The sequence below is a fragment of the Devosia sp. J2-20 genome (assembly GCF_055808475.1).
This window is the reverse complement of sequence record NZ_CM147870.1, coordinates 19,384-42,287: the sequence shown is the minus strand read 5'-3', so window position 1 is coordinate 42,287 and position 22,904 is coordinate 19,384. Positions and strand designations below refer to the sequence as shown.

The 22,904-nt window shown below is 62.3% G+C and carries 22 protein-coding genes and 1 tRNA gene; 15 read left to right on the top strand and 8 right to left on the bottom strand.

The window, feature by feature from the left end; translation table 11 throughout:
• Positions 1 to 7 precede the first annotated feature (7 nt).
• Both AC0L37_RS00225 and AC0L37_RS00220 read left to right on the top strand, forming a co-directional pair.
• Positions 8 to 811 (top strand): EamA family transporter, encoded by an 804-nt coding sequence (locus AC0L37_RS00225; RefSeq protein ID WP_282222319.1) that lies wholly within the window; start codon positions 8 to 10, stop codon positions 809 to 811.
• On the top strand, positions 811 to 1,680 hold the full coding sequence (locus AC0L37_RS00220; protein ID WP_282222320.1) for an EamA family transporter: 870 nt from the start codon (positions 811 to 813) through the stop codon (positions 1,678 to 1,680). The genes AC0L37_RS00225 and AC0L37_RS00220 overlap by 1 nt, the downstream gene beginning before the upstream one ends.
• 67 nt (positions 1,681 to 1,747) lie before the next feature.
• On the opposite strand, the gene AC0L37_RS00215 is transcribed toward AC0L37_RS00220, so the two are convergent.
• Both AC0L37_RS00215 and AC0L37_RS00210 read right to left on the bottom strand, forming a co-directional pair.
• Complete coding sequence (locus AC0L37_RS00215; protein WP_212659898.1) at positions 1,748 to 1,993, bottom strand: EF-hand domain-containing protein; 246 nt, start codon at positions 1,991 to 1,993, stop codon at positions 1,748 to 1,750.
• A gap of 405 nt (positions 1,994 to 2,398) precedes the next feature.
• Positions 2,399 to 3,040: a carbonic anhydrase gene (locus AC0L37_RS00210; RefSeq protein WP_212659899.1), complete on the bottom strand. Its 642-nt coding sequence runs from the start codon at positions 3,038 to 3,040 to the stop codon at positions 2,399 to 2,401.
• 72 nt (positions 3,041 to 3,112) lie between these two features.
• On the opposite strand from AC0L37_RS00210, the gene AC0L37_RS00205 reads away from it, so the two are divergent.
• The gene (locus AC0L37_RS00205; protein WP_212659900.1) at positions 3,113 to 3,319 is read left to right on the top strand and encodes a DUF1737 domain-containing protein; all 207 of its coding nucleotides are present in this window, start codon (positions 3,113 to 3,115) and stop codon (positions 3,317 to 3,319) included.
• A gap of 6 nt (positions 3,320 to 3,325) precedes the next feature.
• Here the strand turns inward: AC0L37_RS00205 and AC0L37_RS00200 are convergent, their stop codons facing one another.
• From AC0L37_RS00200 to AC0L37_RS00190, 3 genes are all read right to left on the bottom strand, one after another.
• Positions 3,326 to 3,913, bottom strand: a complete 588-nt coding sequence (locus tag AC0L37_RS00200) for an NUDIX domain-containing protein (protein WP_282222321.1) — start codon at positions 3,911 to 3,913, stop codon at positions 3,326 to 3,328.
• A gap of 182 nt (positions 3,914 to 4,095) precedes the next feature.
• Entirely contained in the window at positions 4,096 to 4,365 is a 270-nt protein-coding gene (locus AC0L37_RS00195) for a hypothetical protein (protein WP_282222322.1), read from the bottom strand.
• Positions 4,344 to 6,374, bottom strand: a complete 2,031-nt coding sequence (locus tag AC0L37_RS00190; protein ID WP_282222323.1) for a methyl-accepting chemotaxis protein — start codon at positions 6,372 to 6,374, stop codon at positions 4,344 to 4,346. Before AC0L37_RS00190 ends, AC0L37_RS00195 begins: the two co-directional genes overlap by 22 nt.
• Positions 6,375 to 6,770: 396 nt before the next feature.
• Between AC0L37_RS00190 and sdhC the strand changes: the two genes are divergently transcribed.
• The 6 genes from sdhC to AC0L37_RS00160 are packed head-to-tail and all read left to right on the top strand — an operon-like array spanning position 6,771 to position 10,911.
• The gene (gene sdhC, locus AC0L37_RS00185) at positions 6,771 to 7,157 is read left to right on the top strand and encodes a succinate dehydrogenase, cytochrome b556 subunit (RefSeq protein WP_269371167.1); all 387 of its coding nucleotides are present in this window, start codon (positions 6,771 to 6,773) and stop codon (positions 7,155 to 7,157) included.
• 1 nt (position 7,158) lies between these two features.
• A complete protein-coding gene (gene sdhD / locus AC0L37_RS00180) occupies positions 7,159 to 7,548 on the top strand; it encodes a succinate dehydrogenase, hydrophobic membrane anchor protein (protein WP_212659903.1) in 390 nt (129 codons plus the stop codon).
• A gap of 5 nt (positions 7,549 to 7,553) precedes the next feature.
• Positions 7,554 to 9,365 (top strand): succinate dehydrogenase flavoprotein subunit, encoded by a 1,812-nt coding sequence (gene sdhA, locus AC0L37_RS00175; RefSeq protein ID WP_212659904.1) that lies wholly within the window; start codon positions 7,554 to 7,556, stop codon positions 9,363 to 9,365.
• Positions 9,365 to 9,796 (top strand): DUF3052 domain-containing protein, encoded by a 432-nt coding sequence (locus AC0L37_RS00170; protein WP_212659905.1) that lies wholly within the window; start codon positions 9,365 to 9,367, stop codon positions 9,794 to 9,796. Before sdhA ends, AC0L37_RS00170 begins: the two co-directional genes overlap by 1 nt.
• Positions 9,793 to 10,080, top strand: coding sequence for a hypothetical protein (locus tag AC0L37_RS00165; protein WP_212659906.1), 288 nt, complete (start codon positions 9,793 to 9,795; stop codon positions 10,078 to 10,080). The genes AC0L37_RS00170 and AC0L37_RS00165 overlap by 4 nt, the downstream gene beginning before the upstream one ends.
• A gap of 48 nt (positions 10,081 to 10,128) precedes the next feature.
• Positions 10,129 to 10,911 (top strand): succinate dehydrogenase iron-sulfur subunit, encoded by a 783-nt coding sequence (locus AC0L37_RS00160; RefSeq protein WP_269371174.1) that lies wholly within the window; start codon positions 10,129 to 10,131, stop codon positions 10,909 to 10,911.
• A 73-nt stretch (positions 10,912 to 10,984) separates the two neighbouring features.
• Here the strand turns inward: AC0L37_RS00160 and AC0L37_RS00155 are convergent, their stop codons facing one another.
• Positions 10,985 to 11,509: a tellurite resistance TerB family protein gene (locus AC0L37_RS00155; RefSeq protein ID WP_269371176.1), complete on the bottom strand. Its 525-nt coding sequence runs from the start codon at positions 11,507 to 11,509 to the stop codon at positions 10,985 to 10,987.
• 164 nt (positions 11,510 to 11,673) lie between these two features.
• Between AC0L37_RS00155 and AC0L37_RS00150 the strand changes: the two genes are divergently transcribed.
• Genes AC0L37_RS00150 through AC0L37_RS00140 form a run of 3 tightly spaced genes read left to right on the top strand, consistent with a single transcriptional unit; the run spans position 11,674 to position 17,478 of the window.
• Positions 11,674 to 12,477 carry a hypothetical protein gene (locus AC0L37_RS00150; RefSeq protein ID WP_282222324.1) on the top strand — a complete coding sequence of 268 codons (804 nt, stop codon included), beginning with the start codon at positions 11,674 to 11,676 and terminating at the stop codon, positions 12,475 to 12,477.
• Positions 12,401 to 14,038 carry a Y-family DNA polymerase gene (locus AC0L37_RS00145; protein ID WP_473313781.1) on the top strand — a complete coding sequence of 546 codons (1,638 nt, stop codon included), beginning with the start codon at positions 12,401 to 12,403 and terminating at the stop codon, positions 14,036 to 14,038. Before AC0L37_RS00150 ends, AC0L37_RS00145 begins: the two co-directional genes overlap by 77 nt.
• On the top strand, positions 14,035 to 17,478 hold the full coding sequence (locus AC0L37_RS00140) for an error-prone DNA polymerase (RefSeq protein WP_473313779.1): 3,444 nt from the start codon (positions 14,035 to 14,037) through the stop codon (positions 17,476 to 17,478). Before AC0L37_RS00145 ends, AC0L37_RS00140 begins: the two co-directional genes overlap by 4 nt.
• Positions 17,479 to 17,488: 10 nt before the next feature.
• On the opposite strand, the gene AC0L37_RS00135 is transcribed toward AC0L37_RS00140, so the two are convergent.
• Positions 17,489 to 17,779 (bottom strand): 4a-hydroxytetrahydrobiopterin dehydratase, encoded by a 291-nt coding sequence (locus AC0L37_RS00135; protein ID WP_212659911.1) that lies wholly within the window; start codon positions 17,777 to 17,779, stop codon positions 17,489 to 17,491.
• A gap of 270 nt (positions 17,780 to 18,049) precedes the next feature.
• Here AC0L37_RS00135 and AC0L37_RS00130 point away from each other — a divergent pair, with 270 nt between their 5' ends.
• The 3 genes from AC0L37_RS00130 (at position 18,050) to AC0L37_RS00120 (ending at position 22,696) form a co-directional block, all read left to right on the top strand.
• On the top strand, positions 18,050 to 19,267 hold the full coding sequence (locus AC0L37_RS00130; protein ID WP_282222328.1) for an ABC transporter substrate-binding protein: 1,218 nt from the start codon (positions 18,050 to 18,052) through the stop codon (positions 19,265 to 19,267).
• Between the two features lie 229 nt (positions 19,268 to 19,496).
• Positions 19,497 to 21,809, top strand: a complete 2,313-nt coding sequence (locus AC0L37_RS00125; RefSeq protein ID WP_212659913.1) for a putative bifunctional diguanylate cyclase/phosphodiesterase — start codon at positions 19,497 to 19,499, stop codon at positions 21,807 to 21,809.
• 104 nt (positions 21,810 to 21,913) lie between these two features.
• On the top strand, positions 21,914 to 22,696 hold the full coding sequence (locus tag AC0L37_RS00120; protein ID WP_212659914.1) for an N-acyl amino acid synthase FeeM domain-containing protein: 783 nt from the start codon (positions 21,914 to 21,916) through the stop codon (positions 22,694 to 22,696).
• Positions 22,697 to 22,815: 119 nt separating this feature from the next.
• Here AC0L37_RS00120 and AC0L37_RS00115 read toward each other — a convergent pair.
• Positions 22,816 to 22,891 (bottom strand) — tRNA-Thr (locus tag AC0L37_RS00115).
• Between the last annotated feature and the right edge of the window lie 13 nt (positions 22,892 to 22,904).

Sequence of the window (22,904 nt, the reverse complement as noted above, 5' to 3'; positions counted from 1 at the left end):
CCATCAAATGGGGCGTCGACGAAGTTTCCCCTATCTGCTGACCGCCTTGCGCTATATCGGCTGCGCCCTGCCCGCCGTGTTTTTCATCCGCCGTCCCAATGTCAACTGGGGTCTGCTGCTGGCCTATGGCATGACCGTGGGCGTGCTGCAGTTCAGCTTCCTGTTCTCTGCGGTGGGTCTGGGCATGCCCGCCGGGCTGGCCAGCCTGGTCATGCAGATGCAGGTGTTCTTCACCATGGCGCTGGCTGCCCTGCTGCTGGGTGAACGCCCTACCCCGCTGCGCATTGCCGGCGCCGGTCTGGCGCTGATTGGGCTGGCCACCATTGGCAGCGAGCATATCGGCAGCGCCGTGCTGATCCCGTTCCTGATGACGCTGGTTGCCTCGCTGTTCTGGTCCATGTCCAATATCGTCACCAAGCGCGCCGGCAAGGTCGACATGTTTGCCTTCGTGATCTGGGGCAGCCTCATTCCGCCGCTGCCCATGCTGGCCATCTCGCTGATTCTGGAGGGCCCCGGCCCGCTGCTGGCGCTGCCCTTCATCAGCCCGCAGGCAATTTTCTCGGTGCTGTTCATCGCCTATGGCTCAACCCTGCTCGGCTATGGTGGCTGGGCCATCCTGCTGGGCAAGTATCCCGCAGGCATGGTGGCGCCCTTTGCCCTGCTGGTGCCCGTGGTCGGCTTTGCGGCGGCCTTTGTGTTTCTGGGTGAAGCGGTGACCCCGCTTGAAATGCTGGGCAGCCTGCTGATCTTTGCCGGCCTGATGCTCAACGTCTTCGGACCGCGCCTGTGGGCGCGGCTGCGGGTGGCCTGATGCCCATTCGCCATATCGCCCTGGCCCTGCTGGTGGTCGCCATCTGGGGCTTCAATTTCGTGGTCATCAAGCTCAGCGTTGCCGCGTTGCCACCGCTGCTGGCCGCCGCGCTGCGCTTTGCCTTTGCTGCCGTGCCGCTAGTGTTCTTCATCAAGCCGCCCAAGGTGGCCTGGTATCTGGTGATCGCCTATGGCTTTGCCTTTGGCGTCGGGCTCTATGGCTTTTTGAACCTGTCCATGGCCTGGGGCATGTCGGCCGGACTCAGCTCGCTGGTGCTGCAGACCCAGGCCTTTTTCACCATGGCGCTGGCCTTTTTTCTGCTCGGGGAACGGCCGCGTCGCGTGCAGATCATCGGCGCCGCCATCGCCTTTGCCGGCATCGCGGTAATCGGCACCGAACGGCTCGGTGCCACCGCCCTGCTGCCGCTGGGCATGACCCTTATGGCGGCGCTTTGCTGGGGCTGCGCCAATATCCTGATCAAGAAGGCCGGCAAGGTCGATCCGGTCTCGCTGACGGTCTGGGGCGCGCTGGTCGCGCCATTGCCGCTGCTGGTGCTATCGCTGCTCAATGAAGGCCCCGGCGCCGTTTCAGCCGCCCTGCTCGGTTTCAGCTGGGGCGATGCCGGACTGATCGCCTTTTTGGCCTATCCGGCAACCCTGCTGGGCATGGCGATCTGGAGCTGGCTGCTGGGCCAGCACCCCGCCTCTGTCGTCGCCCCCTTTACCCTGCTGGTGCCCATTACCGGGCTGGCCTCGGGCTATCTGGTGCTGGGCGAAACCATCACCCCGATCGAAATCGCCGGGGCGGTACTGGTGATCGCCGGCTTGCTGGTGACGCTCCTAAGAGCCCGCGCGACGCCGTTGCTCTGACCCCGGAAACGACAAAGCCACCCCGATCGCTCGGAGTGGCTTCGCAACGCCCAAAAGGGCGCTCGGCTTACATGGCGGCGGGGGCAGCCGAGGCCAGCAAGCCGTATTCTTCGGCCGAAAGCTCGCCATTGCCGTCGGTATCGGCAGCAGCAAAGGCTTCCACGGTCAGGTCGGGCCAAGCGACCTGTGCTTCTTCGAACGACACTGCGTTGCTCGCATCGGTATCAACGGCGACGAAGTCGGTGGCTTCCTGGGCAAAGGCAGCGCCGGTCAGGCCAAGGACGACGAGGGTGGAGAGAACGATCTTTTTCATTGCAGGTGGCTCCGAATATTGAGGCAAAAACGGTGACCGGTTATCCGGCCCCCGACGCGCTGCCCTCAAGCAGCCCGTGCCACAGACAATGCTCACCCATTGTGGCTGGCAAAAGTTGGAATTGAGACAGCCGCAGGAAAAATATCGGGCAAGTTTCGGGCAGTTCGAGCAATAATAAGGCACGGATTTAGTCTTGTAATTTTTACCCGTACATCTCAACTGGTCTTAAGATCACGCAATCGTATTTTGCAGTCAAAGTGCAACGCGCAGCAACACACCCGGGAAACACGTACTATTGGGCAAGTCACCGCCTATCACGCGCGCGTGAAGCCACTGGGCGCGCAACTTTGCGCGCGCCACAGCACTGCCTTGTGCACGTTTGTGTCGTCTATCGACTGGTCGGGATCACAGCTCGGGACGCACGAAGTCGCCACTCTCGCTATCCATGATCCACAATTCGCCGGACGAGATATCGAACCAGGCGCCATGCACCGCCATTTTGCCCTCGGCTTCAAGTTCGGCCACATAGGGGAAGGTGCGCAGATTATTGATCGAATTGCGGATCGAAATGCGCTCAAGCGCCGTCTGCCGCTCACTGGCCGTCATCAGATCGTTCTGACCGACCTGATCAGGCAGCCCGCCCAGCATGCTCATCCACTTGCCGATGAAGTCGCCGCTATGCAGCGGGCTGGGCGCGGGATTGAGCGCTGCCGAAATACCGCCGCAGCGACCATGCCCCATGATCACGATATTGGAGATACCCAGCCCCTTGACGGCAAATTCGATGCCAGCCGAGGTACCATGCTGGCCGCCATCGGGCTGATATGTCGGCACGAGATTGGCCACATTGCGCAGCACGAACAATTCGCCCGGCGCACTGTCAAAGATCATTTCAGGTGCCGCGCGACTGTCGCAGCACGCGATGATCATGGTGGTGGGACTTTGGCCGATGGTTGCCAGATCCCGATAGCGCTCTTTTTCGCGCGTATAACGGCCCGCTATGAAGTTGGCGTGGCCTTTGAGCAGGTAGTCAGGAAAACGGTGCATGAAATCTCGATTAGCGCTAAGAGGCGACAAGATCAATCGGGCGCGTGCAACGCCCGTGCATTGGGGGCATGCATGCTTATCTATCGGTTTCTGACTGGCGAGGACGATGCCAGCTTCTGCCACAAGGTCACCAAGGCGCTTTCCGAAGGCTGGCAGCTGCATGGCGGCCCCACCTATGCCTTTGATGCGCACAACAAAAAGATGCGCGCCGGTCAGGCGGTCACCCGCCCCGCCAAGGATCAGCCCTATGACCCCGACAAGAAACTCAGCGAGTACTAGGCGCGTCTAGGCGCTGTCGCCCCTGGCCAGGCGCAGGGCCAGGCCCTGCAGCATCAGGATGGTCTTGGCATCGGCGATCTCGCCGCTGGCGATCATGGCGATGGCTTTTTCAAAGTCCAGTTCGAGCACTTCGATGTCCTCGCCCTCATCGTCCAGACCGCCGCCGGCATGGCTTTGCTGGCCGGGCGTGTAGTGGCCGATAAAGCAGGCGCATTTTTCGGTCAGTGAACCGGGGCTCATATAGGCGTTGAACAGGAATTCCAGCCTGTCGATCGCATACCCGGTTTCCTCCAGTGCCTCGCGCTGCGCGGCGATCTCGGGTTCTTCGTCATCCAGCAGACCGGCCGGCGCCTCGATCAGCCAGGCCGGATCGCCATTGAGATGGGGCGGCAGGCGGAATTGGCGCGTCAGCAGCACGGTCTTTTGGGCCGGCGCATAGGCCAGCACGGCTGCCGCGCTGCCATGATCATAGACCTCGCGGATCACCGTCTGGCTGCCACCATCACGCCGCCCATGGGTCACCTCGTAATTATCGAATTTCCCCCAATTGTGGCTCAGCTTGGTTACGGAGTTGATCTTGACGTGATTGGACATGCGGGCTCCGACTGTGTTGGCCCAGCTATGCCGCACTCCACGGCATAGGGCTAGCCTTGAGCAGGCTGAAACACCGCTTCGTCAGCTTGGGGATACCCGCGAGACGTGACCGGCTTTCCAAGGCAGCAAAAAGCCCGCTTCGGCTGAAGCGGGCTTTCGTATTCTGCCAACCAGAAGGACGCCTAGAACTCCGACCACTCGGTGGCGATCGCAGCATTGCCCTGGCTGAGATAGGCACGCGAGACCCTGGCTGTCGCCGGATTGCCAGAGTGCGACGGTGCTGGGGCAGCCGGCGCTGTACGGGCAGCGCGAGCGGCCGGACGATCGGCCAGAGTGAAGACCTCCACCACCTGGTCGAGTTCGCTGGCGCGCGATTCAGTCTGCTCGATGGCTGCGTTGATCTCTTCGACCAGTGCCGCATTGTGTTGGGTCATCTCGTCCATGGTGCGCACGGCGATATTGACCTCCTCGATGGCGGAAGCCTGCTCGCGGCTGGACTGGGCAATTCCCCCAGCAACGCGTTGTTTTCGCGCACTGCTGCCAGCATTGCGGTCAGCTTGTTGGCTGCCTCTGCCACCAGCTTGGAGCCCCCCGAGACCTCGCCAGCGCTCTGTTCGATCAGCAATTTGACGTCTGCGGACGCCTGAGCGGCGGACTGCGCCAGACGGCGAACTTCCACCGCCACCACGGCAAAGCCCTTGCCGGCTTCGCCCGCCCGGGCCGCTTCCACCGACGCGTTCAGCGCCAGCAGATTGGTCTGAAAGGCGATGTCGTCGATCATGCCGATAATATTGGAGATCTTGGCCGAGGAGCTGGTGATCTTCTCCATGGCGCCATTGGCCTGGGTCATCACCGCGCCACCGTCCTCGGCGGCACGCGAGACTTCCAGCGCCTTGGTACTGGCGGTTTCGGCCTTCTTGGCATTGTCGAGCACCGTGGACGCGAGCTGCTCCATGGTCGCCGAGGTTTCCTCAATCGTGGCCGCCTGCTTGGTGGTCCGCTCGCTCAGATCGTTGGCACCGCTGAGGATTTCGGCGGTGGCGGTCTTGAGTGCGCCCGAAGTACCGCGCAACTGCCCGATCACACCGGCCAGCTTGTCGCCCACGGCATTGGTGTCGGTCATCAGCTTGGCAAACGCCCCGCGATGCTCGCCGGTCATGCGCTTGGTAAGATCGGCCTGGGCCATGGCGGCCAGAACCACGCCGATTTCCTTGAGGCCATAATCGACCGAATTGACCAGCGCGTTGACGCTGCTGGCCAGCCCGTTCAGCTCGGCATCGGGGAACTGGGTATCGACGCGACGGCCGAAATCGCCATCGATCGCAGCGTCCACCACGGTGCCGAAGGATTTCTGCAGATCCTGCATCATCGCAGTACGGTTTTCCTGATCGGCCAGAATGCGCGCGGCCTCGGCCTCGGTCATATGGGCGATGCGACGACCATTCTCGCGGAACACCTCCACGGCGCGGGCCATCGCACCGATTTCGTCGGCGCGTTCGGCATAGTCGACCTCGACATCATAATCGCCTTCGGCAATGCGCTTCATGCTGCCGGTCATGCGGGTCAGCGGCGTGGACACCACGCGGCTGAGTACCAGGCCAATCAGCACCACGGCAAAGACTGCCACCAGGACAGTGGCGATAACGGCCACCCAGCGTGCCGACCACAGATCGGCATAGACAACCGCCTTGTCCAGCGACAGGCCGACATACCATTTGACGTTGGGCAGACCCGGAATCGCGGTAAAATTGACCAGACGGGTACTGTCGGCTTCAGTCGCTTCGGTCACCGCACTGGTCATGGCAGGGGCGGTACCGAAAGCGTCGGTGAGGGATTGACCGACCAGCGTGCCGTCACGATGCACAAGAATAGTGCCCGCCTCATTGACCAGGAAGGCATGGCCATTGCCAGCCAGTTGAGCCTTGGCCAGCATTTCGACCAGTGCAGTAATGCCGAAATCTGCGCCGGTGACGCCCACCACTGTGCCACCATTGATCAGCGGGGTGGCCAGCGACACAGTCAACTCGCCCGAGGAAGCATCGGCATAGGGATCGGTCAGAATAGTGCCCTTGGCGGCAACCGCATTCTGGTACCAGGGGCGGGAGCGTGGATCGTAGCCCGCGGGCAGTTCAATCGGCGGATAGGCGCTGAACGATCCATCCGCCTCGGCGCCGAAATAGGTGTTGATGAAGTTGCTGACCAGCGCCTGTCGATTGAACGCCTGGGCCACCGCGCCCCCGGTTGGCACACTGGCCACCGATTCATTGGCAGATTCCACCAGCAGCGTCCGGCCCTCAAACCAGTTGCCCACGGCCTGAGCCGTCAATGCACCGGTGCCGGTCATATCCGCCAGGACATTGGCCTCGGTAGCCGCGCTGTTGCGGGTATCATTATAAACCGACAGGACGGCAAAGCAGACAACGACCACCGCAGCCGTCGACAACAGGATCTTGGTGGCCACGCTTGATCGTATTGCCTGCGTGGAGAAAGGGAGGGCCATTTTGTGTGATTCCGATTGAATTGAGCTCGCGCTCCTGGATGAAAATCTCCCACAAACTGGTAAAAAATCTATGTTAAGTTCCAACGCAGAGCTTACTCTTGGCGGGGCCTCGTTCTCGTCTGGATTGACGATGGCGATAGTAGTCGATGGATAACCAAGCCTATTTGGCACCCCACCAATCGAACCCATGCCTGTCCACACCGCGCACATCGCGTGCGCTATACGAACAAAGTGCGCTTACCGCCAAAAGTTGCAGGCCGTTTTGGGTTAACCGCTTTGATTTTGTAACCTTTGGGCGCTAGAAGTCTCGAACCATTCCAAACTGCAGCGGTGTTTCCTAACCGCCAGCGAGGCCCCATGACGGTTCGATCCCGCCCACTTTCTCCCCATCTCCAGATCTATCGCTGGACCATCACCATGGCGATGTCGATCGCCCACCGCGCCACCGGCATTGCCCTTTATGCCGGCACCGCGCTGCTGGTGCTCTGGCTCGGTGCTGCCGCGATCAGCCAGGAAGCGCTCAACCCGGTCAATGACCTGTTTGGCAGCTGGTTCGGCCAGCTTGTGCTTTTTGGCTACACCTGGGCCATTCTGCACCACATGCTGGGCGGCATCCGCCACTTCATCTGGGATTTCATCATCGGCATGGAACCGGGCCAGCGCGAAACCCTGGCCTGGGCCAATCTGGTTGGCTCGATTGTCCTGACCCTGCTGGTCTGGACCGTTTTTGTGTGGGTGGCCTGATATGACCGACCGTATTTCTGACGCCGTCATCGCCGATCCCAAGACCAAATACGGCAATGCCAAAGCCTCGACCCGCCACTTCATCACCCAGCGGGTAAGCGGCGCGATCAATATCGTGTTCGTCGGCTTTCTGGCCTTTATCGTGCTGCGACTGGCCGGGCAGGATCGGCCTGACATGGTCGCCACCATCGGCAATGCCTGGATCGGCCTGCCGCTGGCGGCCCTGCTGGTGATTGTGGCCATCCACATGCGCAACGGCATGCGTGACACGCTGGAAGACTATTTCCACGGCGCCACCTACCGTCTGCTGATGAGCCTGAACACGGCCTTTTCTCTTCTTATCGCGGTGGCCGGACTGGCCGCCATTCTCAAGCTCGTCTTCTGGGGTTAGTGACCATGGCGCAATACGAACTCATCGACCACGAATTCGACGTGGTGGTGGTGGGCGCCGGCGGCGCGGGCCTCCGCGCAACGCTGGGCATGGCCGAACAGGGCCTGCGCACCGCCTGCATCACCAAGGTCTTCCCCACCCGCAGCCACACCGTGGCAGCCCAGGGCGGCATTGCCGCCTCGCTGCAGAACATGGGCCCCGATAGCTGGAAATGGCACATGTACGACACCGTCAAGGGGTCGGACTGGCTGGGCGACAATGACGCCATGGAATATCTGGCGCGCGAGGCTCCTGCGGCCATTTATGAGCTTGAGCATTACGGCGTGCCGTTTTCGCGCACCGATGATGGCAAGATCTATCAGCGCCCCTTTGGCGGTCACATGACCGAGTTCGGTGATGGTCCACCAGTGCAGCGCACCTGCGCCGCTGCCGACCGCACCGGCCACGCCATTCTGCACACGCTTTATGGCCAGAGCCTGCGCCACAATGCCGAATTCTATATCGAATATTTCGCGCTCGACCTGATCATGGGTGACAATGGCGCCTGCGAAGGCGTGATTGCCTGGAAGCTCGATGACGGCACCCTGCATCGCTTCCGCGCCAAGACCACCGTGCTGGCCACGGGCGGTTATGGTCGCTCCTATTTCTCGGCCACCTCGGCCCATACCTGCACCGGCGACGGCAATGGCATGGTCGCGCGCGCCGGCCTGCCGCTGCAGGACATGGAATTCGTGCAGTTCCACCCCACCGGCATTTATGGCGCGGGTGTGCTGATCACCGAAGGCGCCCGCGGCGAAGGCGGCTATCTGACCAATTCCGAAGGCGAACGGTTCATGGAGCGCTATGCGCCCAATGCCAAGGATCTGGCATCGCGCGACGTGGTATCGCGCTGCATGACGCTCGAAATCCGCGAAGGCCGCGGCGTTGGTCCCAAGAAGGACCATATCTATCTGCACCTTGATCACCTCGATCCCAAGGTGCTGGCCGTGCGCCTGCCCGGCATTACCGAAAGCGCCAAGATCTTTGCCGGTGTCGATCTGACCCGCGAGCCGATCCCGGTCATTCCCACGGTGCACTACAATATGGGCGGCATCCCCGCCAATTATCATGGCGAAGTGCTCAACCCCACTGCGGACAATCCCGATGCCGTCGTGCCCGGCCTGATGGCCGTGGGCGAAGCCGCCTGCGCCTCGGTACATGGCGCCAATCGCCTCGGCTCGAACTCGCTGACCGACCTTGTGGTGTTCGGCCGTGCCGCCGCCATCCGCGCCGGCAAGGTGATTGATCGCGCCTCACCGATCCCGGCCATCAACAAGGCCCAGGACGACAAGATCCTGGCCCGCTTTGATCGCCTGCGCAACGCTTCGGGATCCAAGCCGACCGCCGCCATTCGCGACGCCATGCAGAACACCATGCAGCGCGACGCTGCCGTGTTCCGCACCGCCGATACCCTGGCCTCCGGCGTTAAGGCGATGAGCGAAATCTACGGTCAGCTCAAGGACATCGCCGTCACCGACCGCTCGCTGGTCTGGAATTCGGACCTGGTCGAGACTCTCGAACTTGAGAACCTGATGGCCAACGCCATGACCACCGTTGTCTCGGCTGAAGCCCGCCAGGAAAGCCGTGGCGCCCACGCCCATGAAGACTTCCCCAGCCGCGATGACGTCAACTGGCGCAAGCACACGCTGGCCCGCATCGATATCGAGACCGGCGCCGTCAAGCTCGACTACCGCCCGGTCCATCTCGATCCGCTGACCCCCGAAAGCGAAGGCGGCATCGACCTCAAGAAGATCGCACCAAAGGCACGCGTTTACTGATGACCCACGCGGCCGGATATTCGGGCACACCCCTGGCGCAGAAGCTGGGGCTGAAAGATGGGCAGCGCGTGCTGTTCATCGACCTGCCTGATGCCGCCACCAACCTGCTGACGGTGCGTGACTTCGGCGAGGTCAGCCAGCGTGCTGCCAGCGATCTGGACGGGGCCACCCCCGGCTATGATGTCATTCACCTGTTCACCACCGCCCGCGCCGTGCTCGAGGATCTGGCCCAGCGTCTGATGGACCTGATGGCCCGCAATGGCATGCTCTGGGTGAGCTGGCCCAAAAAGGCCGCCAAGGTCGCCACTGACATCACCGAAGACGTGATCCGCGACGTGCTGCTGCCGCTCGGGCTGGTGGACGTCAAGGTTTGCGCTGTCGACCAGACCTGGTCGGGCCTCAAGATGATGATCCGGAAGGAATTGCGATGAAACCGATAGCCGTTCTGGCCCTGCTGGGCCTGCTGAGCGCACCCGCTTTGGCCGCATCACCAACCAAGGCCCAGCAGGACGAGTTCTATTCGGTCTGCATGGGCATCGCGCAGAATCAAGCATTGTGCAGCTGCAAGGCCGAGGCGGCCATGACGCTGATCGACGAACGCTTCATGGGGGTGGTGATCGCCTCGATGAAGGGCGGCACCCCGGCCTCGAGCGACTTCGTGGCCTACAATACCTACGTCGCCAAATCCAATCAGGTCTGCAAGCCGGACTACTAGAGTTTCCCGCTGTGTTGAACAGCGTGCGTTAAGAAGGAAGACCGCACCATGGTCGAACTGATGCTCCCCAAGGCCGACCGGCCCACCAAAGGCAAGACTTGGCCCAAGCCAGCCAATGCCAAGCGGCTGCGCGAGTACCATATCTATCGCTATGACCCCGACAGCGGCGCCAATCCGCGCATCGACACCTATTTCGTCGATCTCGACGATTGCGGCCCGATGATTCTCGATGGCCTGCTCTGGATCAAGAACAAGGTCGACGCCACGCTGACCCTGCGCCGCTCCTGCCGCGAAGGCATTTGTGGCTCCTGCTCGATGAACATCAACGGGCTCAACACCCTGGCCTGTACCAAGGGCATGGATGACAGCTCGGGCCCCATCAAGATCTATCCGCTGCCCCATATGCCCGTGGTCAAGGATCTGGTGCCCGACCTGAGCACCTTTTACGCCCAGCACCGCGCCATCGAACCCTGGCTCAAGACCACCTCGCCCACCCCGGACAAGGAATGGACCCAGACGGTGCCACAGCGCGCCAAGCTGGACGGGCTCTATGAGTGCATTCTGTGCGCCTGCTGCTCGACATCGTGCCCGTCCTACTGGTGGAATGGCGACAAATATCTCGGCCCCGCCGCCCTGCTGCAGGCCTATCGCTGGCTCATCGACAGCCGCGACGAGACCACGAGCGAACGCCTCGATGACCTTGAAGACCCCTTCAAGCTCTATCGCTGCCACACCATCATGAACTGTGCCAAGGTCTGCCCCAAGGGGCTCAACCCGGCCAAGGCCATCGCCGAAATCAAGAAGATGATGGTCGAGCGCAAGGCTGCTTAAGCAGGGACCATGCGCTGAGTTTCATGCAGCCTCCGGAGCGATCCGGGGGCTGTTTTGTTTTGGGGGCAGGCGATCAGGCCTGTTCGGCCTTGCCGATCTGCTGGCGCAGAATGGTGCGGTCGCGGCTGGAGACGCCGATCAGCTCGGCCACGCGCCAGACCATATTGTCTTCCAGCTCGTGGTTCTTGCTGTCGGCAAACACCACGGTCCACATCATGCGGATGATTTCGAGGCGATCTTCCAGCTCCAGCGACGATAGTGTCGAGGTGAACTTGTAGAAATCCACCGCCTCGGCATCGCGCAGCGCCGCTTCCTTGACCAATTGTTCGACATTGCCCTCGTCGAGATCATAGTGGTCCATCAGGGCGCCTTTGATGATGACACGCTCGGCGTCACTCATCTGCCCATCAACAGCCGCCAGATGTACCAAAAGCGCCGCCACCGACAGCTTGGGATCATGGCTGTCGCGTGCTTCGGGTTTGTTGAACAGGCGGGTAATGGCCTCGAACATGGCGGCAGGCCTCTTTTCGGGGAACGACGGATCAGCGATGGGTTTGGCGCGCCGGGAGAAGCGCGTGCGCCCAGACTTAGCGATCAAAGTCATTTCCTCAATGGTCAGTTGCCTGCCTCACGCGCTCTTGACCGGGTTTGATGCGCAATGGCCACACCCGCACCTGACCTGTCTGGCGGAAAAAGGACTCGACTCTGATCAGATTCGGAGTCTAATTGTTCCCTGTTTGTTCACATACGAGGTCACGATCCATGGCCCTGCCGGATCGCCAACAGCGCCTTGCCGCGCTGCGGGATACCATTGCCGATATCGAGCGCAAGCCGGCACTGGCCGAGGCCCGTCCGCTGCTGCGCAACGATGCCAGCGGTTTCCCCATGCCCGCTGGCGGCCTGCTCCAGGAGGTCTTTGCCGATGAGCGCCGCCACACCGGCGCGGCGCTTGGTTTCGCGCTGGCCCAGGCCCGCAGCCTGATCAGTACCAGCCGCCCGGCGGTGATCTATCTGCACTTGGCCAAGGAGGGGCAGGAAATGGGGCTGCCCTATGGGCCGGGCCTGATCAGCTTCGGCTTTGACCCCGATGCGCTGGTGCTGGTGCGCGCCGCCAATATGACCGAACTGCTCTGGGCCGCCGAGGAAGCCATTGCCTGTCGCGCCGTGGCCGCCGTGGTCGCCGACATTGCCGGCCATCAAAAAATGCTCGATTTCACCGCCAGCCGTCGACTGGGTCTGCGCACCACCAACGCCGGCAGCTCCATGTTGCTGTTGCGCTATGGCACGGGCCGCGAAGCCAGCGCCGCCCATCTGCGCTGGCGCGTCACCCCCGTGCTCAGCGCCGCCCGGCGCTTTGATGCCCTGGCCCCCGGCGCGCCGCGCTGGCAGGTGCAATTGGAGAAAGGGGTGCTCCGCGATTCTCAAACCCAATGGCTTCTGGGCTGGACACAAGATGGACTTACCACACGCGATGCGGCCCGCCGCCCCTATGTCATTGCGGCCGACACGCCGCTTTCTCAGCCTGTTCCTGCCCCATTGGCCAACCGACTACCTCAAGCGGGCTGACCCGACCCTGAGTGGTCCGCTGGTGCTCTATGAACGCATCAAGGGCGGCCTGCGGCTCGCCGCCATGGATATCGAGGCGGGTCGGGCCGGTCTGCGTCTGGGCCAGAACCTGGCCGACGCCCGCGCCATGCTGCCCGATCTGAGCGTACGCGAAATCGACCGCCCCATGCTCGAAGCGGCCTTTGCCGATTTCGCTGACTGGCACTCCAATGCCAGCCCGCTGGTCGCCGTGCTGGGCGATGTCGCCAGGTTCGGCGATCTGGTGCTCGATATTACCGGGGTCGCCCATCTGTTCGGCGGCGAACGCGCCATGCTGATCACCCTGCTCACCCGGCTGCGCGCGCTGGGCTATACCGTGGCTGGCGCCATCGCCCCCACCATTGGCGCCGCCTGGGCGGTCAGCCATTTCGCCCGCAGCCAGGTGGTCCAGGAGGAAGCACTCAGCGCTGCGCTCGACGCCCTGCCCGTAGGCGCGCTCAGATTGAGCCCCGAACAGATCGCCGGGCTCACCCAGATGGGGCTGACCAGCCTGGCCCAGTTGCGCCCGCGCGACCGCAAGCCGCTACAGGCCCGCTTCGGCATCAGCCTGCTGACCCGGCTCGATCAGGCCTATGGCATGCTCGAGGAGCGTATGACGCCGCGCCTGCCCATTGCCGAACGCTATGCCGAACGGCGCTTTCCCGAACCCATCGGCCTGCTCGATGATGTGCTGATGACCGCCCAGGATCTGGCCGTGCAACTGGGCCATCAATTGCAGGCCGAAGGGCTCGGGGCCCAGACCTTTCATCTGTTTCTCTATCGCGTCGATCACAAGGTGATGGCGCTCTCGGTCAATTCGGCGCGGCTGACCCGCGACCCTGCCCATATCGCCAAGCTGTTCGCCCATCGCGCCGAGCGGCTCTCGGGCGAATATGATGCTGGTTTCGGCATCGACATGATCCGGCTGGCCGTCAGCTCGGTGGGCGAGCTCGATGGCACCCAATTGGGCGCCTTTGCCACCGATGATGGAGCTGCCGACCTGATCCAGCTGCAGGACCGCATGAGCAGCCGGCTGGGCACCATGGCCGTGCTGCGCACCCAGTTCGTGGCCACCCATATTCCCGAGCGCGCCGCTCGGCTGGTACCGGCCATGGTGCATGCGGCAACCCCCGCCAACCAGCCCGGCCCACCCCTGCAGCGCCCCTTGCGCCTGCTACCCGTGCCCGAACCCATCGCCATCAATGCCGAAGTGCCCGATGGCCTGCCTGCCTCGATGATCTGGCGCCGCGTCAGCTATCGCATCACCAAGGCTGCCGGGCCCGAACGACTGGGCGCTGAATGGTGGCGCAGTGGCCAGCGCCTGCAACTGGCCCCGCCCGAAATCCCCCGCCCGCCCAAGCCCGGCGAAAAGCCCAAGGCACCGCCCTATGTGCCCCAGCTTGAGCGTTTCAATCCTTCAGCCGTCACCCGCGATTATTATGTCGCCGAAGACGCCATGGGCCGTCGCTTCTGGATCTATCGCGAAGGGCTTTATGTCCCCGATGCCAGCCCGGTCTGGTATCTGCACGGCCTGTTCGCATGAGCGATCTGATCACCCTGATGCAGGCGCCCGTGGCGGCACCGCCACGCCCCCGGCCGCCAGCCCCTCCCTTTGCCGAACTGGTCTCGACCAGCAATTTCTCGTTCCTGCATGGCGGCTCGCACCCCGAGGAGCTGGTCAATGCCGCCGCCCATCTGGGGTTGAACGGCTTCGGCCTGACCGACCGCAACAGCTTTGCCGGGGTGGTGCGCGGCTATGTGGCCGCCCGCGACATGGAGCCAGCGCCCCCCGGCTTTCGCTATCTGGTGGGCGTGCGGCTGTGCTTTGCCGATGGCACACCCGACATCATCGCCTATCCCAGCACCCGGCTGGCCTATGGCCGGTTGTGCAAGCTGTTAACCATCGGCAATCAGCGCGGCGAAAAGGGCAAGCCGGTGCTCTATCTGTCGGACCTGTTCGGCGCCGGCCATCCCGGCTCGACCACCGAGCAGGGGCCAACGGAAAACCATGCCCAGGGGCAGCTGTTCATTCTGGTGCCCGATGAAGCCGATTGGGGCCTGACCGAACAGACGCTGGCCACGCTGAACCAACAGGCACCAGGCCGCGTCTGGGTCGCCGCCGCCACGCGCTTTGATGGCACCGACCGGGCGCGTCTGAACCGCATCGACCAGCTCGCCAGACGCCACAACGCGCCCATGCTGGCCAGCAATGATGTCCGGTATCACCAGCCCAACCGCCGCATGGTCCAGGATGTCGTGACCTGCATTCGCCAGCATCTGACGCTCGAAACCGCCGGCTGGCAGCTGGCCGCCAATGCCGAACGCCACCTCAAGCCGCCGCGCGAAATGGCCAGGCTGTTCGCCGATTATCCCGACGCCATGCACCAGACCCAGAAGCTGATAGCCCGCATCGATTTTTCGCTCGACCAGCTCAAATACAATTACCCCGAAGAGACGATCGGCAATGGCGAAACCGCCCAGCAGACCCTGGAGCGGCTGGCCTGGGCCGGCGCGGCCAGGCGCTATCCGAACGGGGTATCGGACAAGACCCGTCGCGCCATCTGGTCCGAGCTCTGCCTGATCGCCTACAAACGCTATGCCGCCTATTTCCTGACCGTGCATGACATCGTCATGTTCGCCCGCCATGAGCGCAAGATCCTGTGTCAGGGCCGCGGCTCGGCTGCCAATTCCACGGTGTGTTTCTGTCTCGAAATCACCGAGGTCGACCCCGAAACCAGCTCCCTGGTATTTGGCCGTTTCATCTCCACCGAACGCGACGAACCGCCCGATATCGACGTCGATTTCGAGCATGAACGGCGCGAAGAGGTGATGGCCTATATCTACAAAAAATATGGCGGCAAGCGCACCGGGCTGACCGCCAATGTCATTTCCTACCGCTCCAAATCGGCCATGCGCGAGGCCGCCAAGGTGTTCGGCGTCTCTGACGATACCGTCACCGCGCTCAACGGCCTGCAATGGGGTTGGGGCGCCGGCATCGATCTGGGGGAGCTGACAACCATCGGGCTCAGCCCCGATGATCCCACGCTGGCCCAGATGTTCGAGGTCGTCAAAGTGCTGCGCGGCTTCCCGCGCCATCTGTCCCAGCATGTGGGAGGCTTTGTCATCACCCGCGATTCACTCGAAAGCCTGGTGCCGATCTCCAAGACTGCCATGGACAGCCGCACCATCATTGAATGGAACAAGGACGACATTGCCGCCCTGGCCATTCTCAAGGTCGATGTGCTGGCGCTGGGCATGCTCAGCTGCCTGCGCCGCGCTTTCGAATTGATGCAGACCCATTATGGCCAGTCGCTGGCACTGGTCGATCTGCTCGCCGAGGAAATCGATCCCGACCCGTCCAAAAAGGCCGAGGTCTACGCCATGATCCAGCGCGCCGACACGCTGGGCGTGTTCCAGATCGAAAGCCGGGCGCAGATGAGCATGCTGCCCCGCCTCAAGCCGGAAAAATTCTACGATCTGGTGATCGAGGTGGCCATTGTCCGACCCGGCCCGATCCAGGGCAATATGGTCCATCCCTATCTGCGGCGGCGGCAGGGGCTGGAGCCGGCCATCTATCACGATGACAAGCTCAAGGGCGTGCTGGGGCGCACGCTGGGCATTCCACTGTTTCAGGAACAGGCCATGCAGATCGCTATTGTCGGCGCCGGGTTTTCTCCCGGTAAGGCCGACAGTCTGCGCCGCGCCATGGCCGCCTGGCGTCGCACTGGCAAGATCGCCCAGTTCGGTGAGGAATTTATCGCCGGCATGCGCACCAATGGCTACCCCGAAGAGTTCGCCAAGAACTGTTTCGCCCAGATCCAGGGCTTTGCCGAATATGGCTTTCCCGAAAGCCATGCGGCCTCGTTTGCCCTGCTGGTCTATGCCTCGTGCTGGCTCAAATGCCATTACCCCGATGTGTTTGCCACCTCCCTGCTCAACAGCCAGCCCATGGGATTCTACGCTCCCTCCCAGATCATCCGCGATGCTATCGAGCATGGCGTGGAGGTGCGCGCGGTCGATGTGAACCTGTCCGATCTCGAATGCGTGCTCGAAGGCGATAGCCGCCCCGCCCGCGACCATCTCTGGCCCCAGCACCAATCCATGGCTGACCATGTCCATGCCACCAGGGCGATCCGTCTGGGTCTCACCCATGCCGTGGGGCTGGCCGAGGCCGATATCAACCGCATCGTGGCCCGCCGCGGCGCCGGTTATGACTCGGTGCGCGATCTCTGGCTGCGCACCCAGGTGCCCATTGCCAGTCTCGAAAAACTCGCCCGCGCCGACGCCTTTGCCTCGCTGGGCCTGTCGCGCCGCGAAGCGCTCTGGGCGGTCAAGGGGCTGATCGGCACTCATGGCGCCGATACCCTGCCGCTATTTGTTGCCGCCGGCAGCGTCCAGACCGATGTCGACAGCGAAACCGGCCTGCCCAAAATGCTGCCTGGCGAGGAGGTCATTCACGATTATTCGACACTGTCATTCTCGCTCAAGGGCCATCCGCTGCAATTCATCCGACCCATGCTGCAAGCGCGCCGCACCACGCGCTGCGATCAATTGCTCAATGTCAAACCGGGCAGCCGCATCGAAGTGGCCGGGCTGGTCCTGGTGCGCCAGCGACCGGGCACGGCCAGCGGGGTGATCTTTGCCACGCTCGAGGACGAAACCGGTATCGCCAATATCGTGATCTGGCCAAAAACCTTTGAAGCCAATCGCAAGACCGTGCTGGGCGCCCGCCTGCTCGCGGTGCGCGGACAACTCCAGCGCGAGGGACTGGTGGTGCATATCATCGCCGAACAGCTCACCGACATGACACATCATCTGCTCGATCTGGCGCATGGCCAGGACATTGGCGACAGGATACTGGCGCGCGGCGATGAAGGCCGCTCAGGCCCCCAGCCCGGTCGCGACCACAAGGCGATGCTGGAAATCGAAAAGGCCCGCCGGGCCGCCTATGCTGCTCTGCCCGAAGGCCGCAATTTTCACTAGGCCGCAAGGCTCAGCCCACGATGCGATCAATAGCCTGGGCCAGCGCCACATCCTTGGCACTCAGCCCGCCCGCATCATGGGTCGTCAATTTCACCCGCACCACATTGTAGCCATTGGACCAGTCCGGGTGATGACCGGCCTTTTCCGCCGCCAGCGCGACCCGACTCATAAAGCCGAACGCCTCGGAGAAATCCTTGAACTTGAACACATGGCTGATGGCGTCATCCGCTGCATCATAGATCCAGCCATTGAGCCCGCGCAGAGCCGTCTCGCGGGCGGCATCGTTCAGCTTCTCAACCATAAATCACCCATTGGCAGTCTGTTAACGCCGCCATCAATAAGCGTGCAAAGCGACGCTTCCAAGGCACTGCGATTAACGCCGCGGCAACAGCTTGCCGCCAGTTTGTGTCACCAATGGCTTGGCAATTGCGCCAGGCACAGGCGACCAGATCATCAGTGCAGGGGTCACAGTCTCACAGAACCGCAATTAACGCGGTCGGCAGGCCCGCTGACACAGCGCCGGGAGGAACAGCGCATCGCTTGGACCAAAACACTGGCTGCATTTTTCGCAGTGACCCTTTTGGGCGCGCCTATCGCCCAGGCTGAACATCTTGTCGTATTTCACGACTGGCGATCACCGGCCGAACTGGCGGCGCTCAATGTGTTGCGCCACGCGGTCGAGGACAATGGCGACCAATGGGTGCCGCTGGCCATTCCGCACGACACCAATGCCAACACCACCGTGCTGGACCTGATCGCGCTGGGCACCAGCCCCAATGTCTTCCTGCACATGCCGCCGGCGATCTATCGCACTCTCCACAAGCGCCGAAAACTGCTCTCGCTCGATGCCCAGTTTGCCGCCAATGGCCTGCTCGAGAACCTGCCCGAAGTCGTGCGCGATACCATCACCATTGATGGCCGCATTCTCAAGGTGCCCGCCACTATCCACGCCGATGCCACCATCTTTTACAACCATGCCATCGCCGCCGAAATCGGCATCGACCCGCGAGACTGGACCAGTCTGGACGCCATGTGGCGCGATATGGAAGCGGCTCGCGATGCCGGATACCTGCCGCTCGCCATCGGCGCGCAAACCTGGCAGATCGGCTATCTGACCCACTCCCTGGTCGCCACCCTGGGCGGTCCCGACCTCTATCAGGCGCTCTATGGTGCGACCCCCGACAAGGCCGCACTCGATGATCCAGACCTGGCCGAGGTGTTTGTCTGGCTGCGCCGTTTCCAGCAGGCCGCCGATCCTGGCGCGCGCGACCGGGACTGGAACGTCGCCACCAATATGGTGATTTCGGGCCAGGCACTGATGCAGATCCAGGGCGACTGGATGAAGGGCGAATGGCGTGCCGCGGGCAAGCAACTCGACACCGACTATGGCTGCATGTTGCTGCCCGGCGCCAGGGCCCTGCCGGTCACCATCGATAGCTGGGGCCTGATGAATGCCACGACGCCGGCCATGAACAAGGCCGTCCGCGCCTTTGCCGACGCTGTGGTTGACCCAGCCAATCAGGCCGCCTTTGCCGCCGCCAAGGGGTCCACCCCGATCCGCTTTGATGCCCAGGGCGCTGTCGACCCTTGCTCGGGCATGCTCTTGAGCGCACTGGACCGCCCCCGGTTTGCCCTGCCGACGCCGCATCTGACCGCCCGGGCCGACTGGATCGAGCAGATCTGGGCCACCAGCCAGGCATTCTGGAGCGATGAAACCATGCAACCCCAGACTGCCATTGCCCAACTCAAGGCGAACTGGAACGCTCCACCAGGCGCGGCCGTGCAATAGAGCCGGCCCCGAAGTTAAGCAGGGATTCACTCTGGCCAACGGAAATGTGGCGCATACGGACAAGTACGGCCCAACAGCAATACCATCTTAACCGGCCTGCTGTTGACTGATCACAAGCAAAGGGCCGCCAATTCCGGCGTATCTAGACCACGAGCCGTCAGTTGACGGTATCCACAGACCCGATCCGGACTGCAATTAGCGCCGGAAATCGGGGAATTAGGAACGGGCAATGGTGTTTGAAGCCGCCCACAAGATTCTGCCGCCAGTAGACTATGTGTCAATGATCCGCTCCCTGTATGCGGATCGACGCTCGATGCTGTTTGGCGCTTTTGGCTCCGCGCTGGCTGCTGCCGTCGCGGCCCTTGAAGCACGTTCCATGATCCTGGGCGCTTTTGTTGGCCTGTTCATTCTGGTCGGGCTGGTGCGTAATGCCGATATGCGCGCCTTTGACGCCGTTCAACTCTCCGACACCAATGTCCGTCTTGCCCTGCATTGGGAAATCCGCGCCACCATTGGCGCCGCCGCCATCGCCCTGATCTACGGAACATGGTGCATGGTCAGCTTCTGGCTGGTCGATGACCCCTTTGCCGAACTGACCGCCGCCTCGGTCTCGGTCTCGGTGCTGGTGGGCGTGTCGCAGCGCAATTTTGCCATCGACCGGCTGATGACCATCCAGGTCTTGCTCATTGCCGTGCCGCTGGCCCTCGGCCTGTTGCTGGTTGGCAATATCTATTACGCCCTGCTGACCCTGCTGCTATTGCCCTTCTTTGCCAGTCTGCGCCGCATTGCCGGCAGCGCTCGCCAGATTCTGCTGCGCGCTGTGCACGGTCGCCTTGCTGCCTCTGCTCTCGCCACTCAGCTCGATACCGCCCTGACCACGCTGGAACACGGCCTGATGATGCTCGACAATGCGGGCACCATCGAGGTGGCCAATGGTCAGGCCCTGCAGGCCTTTAACCTGCCCAATTCCCAAAGCTGGATCGGCCGCCCCGCCAGCGAACTGTTCGACGTGGCTGTCGACAGCCAGGCCATGCCCAAGGCGGCGCGCGATCAATTAGGCTCGCTGATTGCCGCCCATTCCAGCGGCAAGCTCTTGCTCAGTGTGCGGCCCGGCCGGCACTTTGAAGTTTCGGTATCCTCGCGCGGTCCCAAGACCGTTTTGCTGTTTGAGGACATTTCGGCCCGCATCATCGCTGAAGAGCGCATGAGCTATATGGCGCGTTATGACGCGCTGACCAACCTGCCCAATCGCGCCTATTTTGCCCAGCAGGTTGAGGCTATTCTGCGCGAACGGCGCGAAACCGGACACCCCACCCATGTGGCGCTGTGGATCGTGGACGTCGACGACTTCAAGCACATCAATGATACAATGGGTCATATCGCCGGCGACAGCGTCCTGGCCGAAATGGGCCGCCGCCTGCCTCTGGCCTTCGGCGAAAACGCCATCTGCGCCAGACTTGGCGGCGACGAGTTCATCGCCTTCCGCGCCGACGGCATCGCCCCGCAATTCCTGGCCGAACGCTCCGAACACGTGCTGGCCAGCATGGGTGCCGAAATGCGCCTGCCCGACCGCAGCATGGTGGTCGATGTCAGTATCGGCATGGTGATCAGCGAGAATAGTGGCGACGATCTGGAAAGCCTTATGGTCAAGGCCGACCTGGCCATCTACGCCGCCAAGGGCACCGGCAAGGCCAAAGTTGTGCAGTTCCACGAGCGCATGGACACCGAGTACCAGCTGCGCCAGCAACTCAAGCAGGACCTCAAGCAGGCCATTGCAGGGGGCGAGATCACCCTGGCCTATCAGGCAGTGGTCGATCCCCGGAAAAACCGCATTGTCGGCTGTGAAGCGCTGGCGCGCTGGGACCATCCTGAACTGGGGCCGATTTCGCCGGCCCTGTTCATTCCCATTGCCGAAGAAACTGGCCTGATCACCGATCTGACCCGTGCCGTTCTGGCCATGGCAACCCGCGACTGCAACACCTGGCCCGGCGACACCACGATTGCCGTCAACCTCTCGGCCCGCGACTTCCGGGCGTGCAATGTGGAATCCATGGTCCTTGACGCCATCAAGGTCTCGGGCCTGCCGCACCATCGCCTCGAAATTGAGGTTACAGAGTCAGCTGTCATCGAGGAACGCGAAGCCGCCACCATGGCGCTGGCCGCCCTGTGCCGTAAGGGCGTGGGCGTGGCGCTTGATGATTTTGGCACCGGCTATTCGTCGCTGAGCTACCTTCAGGCCTTACCCCTGACCAAGCTCAAGATCGACCGCAGCTTTGTAATCGACATCGAAGCCGATCCCCAGGCTCTGCGCCTGCTGGCCAATGTTGCCCAGCTGGGCAAGGACCTCGATCTCAAGATCACGGTCGAAGGGGTTGAGACCGAAGGACAGCTCAACCTGCTGACCTCACAGACCAAAATCGATCAGATCCAGGGCTTTGTCTATGGTCCGCCGCTCAATCTGGAGGCCATGACCCGGTTGCTGCAGGCCCATCATCGCAGCGATCTCAAACCCATTGCCAAGCGCGCCGGCGCCCGCCACTGATCATGCGCTAAGTTCCCTCGATTAACCAAGAATACGCGTTCAGCTTATAAAATGGTTAAGCAATTGTTACCCTGTCCGTATCAGAGTGGGACAGTGAGCAATTCATGGTTATCGACCCCGACAGTGCCGCTGCCGCCAAAGCCGGTACACCTTCCCGTTTCGCGGGCGCCCTGCTCGATATTCTCGACAAGGTGAGCTATGCCCGGGTTGATCCCGGCGTGATTGACGATCCCATCTACAAGCTCCGCTATCGCGCTTACACGCGCGAAGGGTTCATGGATCACAATCCCGAAGAGATCTGCATTGACGACCTTGATCGTGCACCCAATGCGATGAGCTTTGGCATCTATATCGATGGCCAACTGGTCAGCTCGATCCGGCTGCACCATCTGACAGCGACCCACCGTCGCTCACCCAGCATGAAGGTGTTCCCTGATGTGCTGGGGCCCATGCTTGACACCGGCCTGACCTTCATCGATCCCAGCCGCTTTACGGCCGATCACGAAGCCTCGCTGGCCTATCCGGCCCTGCCCTTCCTGACACTGCGCATCGCTGCCATGGCATCGGTGCAGTTTCAGGCCGATCAGTGTCTGGCACTCGTGCGCACCGAACATGGCGCCTTCTACAAGCGCGTGTTTGGCTCTGAGCGGCTGAGTGAGGAACGGACCTATCCCGATCTGCACTTCCCGGTCGCCCTATTCTCGGCCAGCGTGGATTCGATCCGCTCGCGCGTGGCGCAGCGCTTTCCGTTCTTCCTCTCGACGCAGGCCGAGCGCCAGCAGTTGTTCTCCCAGACTGTCTCCGACACCGACAATCGCCGCGTCGGCGCCTCGGCACGCCAGGCTTACGAGACAGCCCTGTCCGCCCTGCAGGCAGAACCCTGCTGAAACGGCTATGGCCATTTGCCTCGGGTCGTGACCTGCCCGGGGCATAATCACTCGACAACAAGCACCTGCGGCTGAACCATCAGCAGCGGCACACGTGTCAGCCAGATCGTCAAAAGGGATGGTGCCGCATAGGTGACTCGAACACCTGACCCCATCATTACGAATGATGTGCTCTACCAACTGAGCTAATGCGGCAACGGGAGGCCTT